Source organism: Micromonospora sp. NPDC048830 (assembly GCF_043198215.1).
In the GTDB taxonomy this organism is placed as follows: Bacteria; Actinomycetota; Actinomycetes; order Mycobacteriales; family Micromonosporaceae; genus Micromonospora.
Genome location: NZ_JBICUP010000107.1, coordinates 1 through 1,739, shown reverse-complemented (window position 1 = coordinate 1,739; position 1,739 = coordinate 1). Strand labels below are relative to the sequence as shown.

General features: G+C 56.5%; 1 rRNA gene and 1 other annotated feature (1 of these 2 running past the window's edge). The gene reads left to right on the top strand.

Annotated elements, in window-relative coordinates:
* Window positions 1–1,539 (top strand) — a sequence feature (most likely nonfunctional fraction of RNA operon) (it extends 2,967 nt beyond the left edge of the window).
* 83 nt (window positions 1,540–1,622) lie between these two features.
* Window positions 1,623–1,739: ribosomal RNA gene (gene rrf, locus ACGFIZ_RS34030) — 5S ribosomal RNA — on the top strand.

Here is a 1,739-nt window from a genome sequence, read left to right as displayed (position 1 = left end):
CATGGTCTTCGGACTGAGGGTGGGGAGCGTGGGATCCTGGCGGGTAGTAGTCAAGCGATGGGGTGACGCAGGAAGGTAGCTGAGCCCGGCCGGTGGTTGTGCCGGGGTAAGCGTGTAGGCCGTGCTGTAGGCAAATCCGCAGCACATGTGGGCTGAGACGTGATGCCGAGCCGATTCAGGTGAAGTCAGTGATCCTATGCTGCCGAGAAAAGCCTCTAGCGAGTTCTTAGCGGCCCGTACCCCAAACCGACACAGGTGGTCAGGTAGAGAATACCGAGGCGATCGGGTGAACTGTGGTTAAGGAACTCGGCAAATTGCCCCCGTAACTTAGGGAGAAGGGGGGCCGGAGACGTGAAGCCCCTTGCGGGTGGAGCGTTGTATGGCCGCAGAGAGCAGGGGGAAGCGACTGTTTACTAAAAACACAGGTCCATGCGAAGAAGTAATTCGATGTATATGGACTGACGCCTGCCCGGTGCTGGAACGTTAAGGGGACCTGTTAGCTCTTCGGGGCGAAGCGGAGAACTTAAGCGCCAGTAAACGGCGGTGGTAACTATAACCATCCTAAGGTAGCGAAATTCCTTGTCGGGTAAGTTCCGACCTGCACGAATGGCGTAACGACTTCCCCACTGTCTCAACCACAGGCCCGGCGAAATTGCAGTACGAGTAAAGATGCTCGTTACGCGCGGCAGGACGGAAAGACCCCGGGACCTTTACTATAGCTTGACATTGGTATCTGAATTAGCTTGTGTAGGATAGGTGGGAGCCGGTGAAGCTCATACGCCAGTATGGGTGGAGGCATTGTTGAAATACCACTCTGGTTGATTTGGGTATCTAACTTCGGACCGTTATCCGGTTCAGGGACAGTGTCTGGTGGGTAGTTTAACTGGGGCGGTTGCCTCCTAAAGGGTAACGGAGGCGCCCAAAGGTTCCCTCAGCCTGGTTGGCAATCAGGTGTTGAGTGCAAGTGCACAAGGGAGCTTGACTGTGAGACTGACGGGTCGAGCAGGGACGAAAGTCGGGACTAGTGATCCGGCACTGGCATGTGGAAGCGGTGTCGCTCAACGGATAAAAGGTACCCCGGGGATAACAGGCTGATCTTCCCCAAGAGTCCATATCGACGGGATGGTTTGGCACCTCGATGTCGGCTCGTCGCATCCTGGGGCTGTAGCAGGTCCCAAGGGTTGGGCTGTTCGCCCATTAAAGCGGTACGCGAGCTGGGTTTAGAACGTCGTGAGACAGTTCGGTCCCTATCCGCCGTGCGCGTAGGATACTTGAGAAGGGCTGTCCCTAGTACGAGAGGACCGGGACGGACGAACCTCTGGTGTGCCAGTTGTTCCGCCAGGGGCATGGCTGGTTGGCTACGTTCGGAAGGGATAACCGCTGAAAGCATCTAAGCGGGAAGCTCGCTTCAAGATGAGGTATCCCACCCCTCTTTGAGGGGGTAAGGCCCCCAGTTAGACGACTGGGTTGATAGGCCGGAGATGTAAGCTCGGTAACGGGTTGAGTTGACCGGTACTAATAGGCCGAGGACTTGATTATCGAAGATGCTACGCGTCCACTGTGCAACTCCCGGCAAACGAACAGCAGACCAGTGTTGGTGTTGTTTGATATGTCGATAGTGTTACGGCGGTCATGGCGGAGGGGAAACGCCCGGTTACATTCCGAACCCGGTAGCTAAGCCTTCCAGCGCCGATGGTACTGCACTCGGGAGGGTGTGGGAGAGTAGGACACCGCCGGAC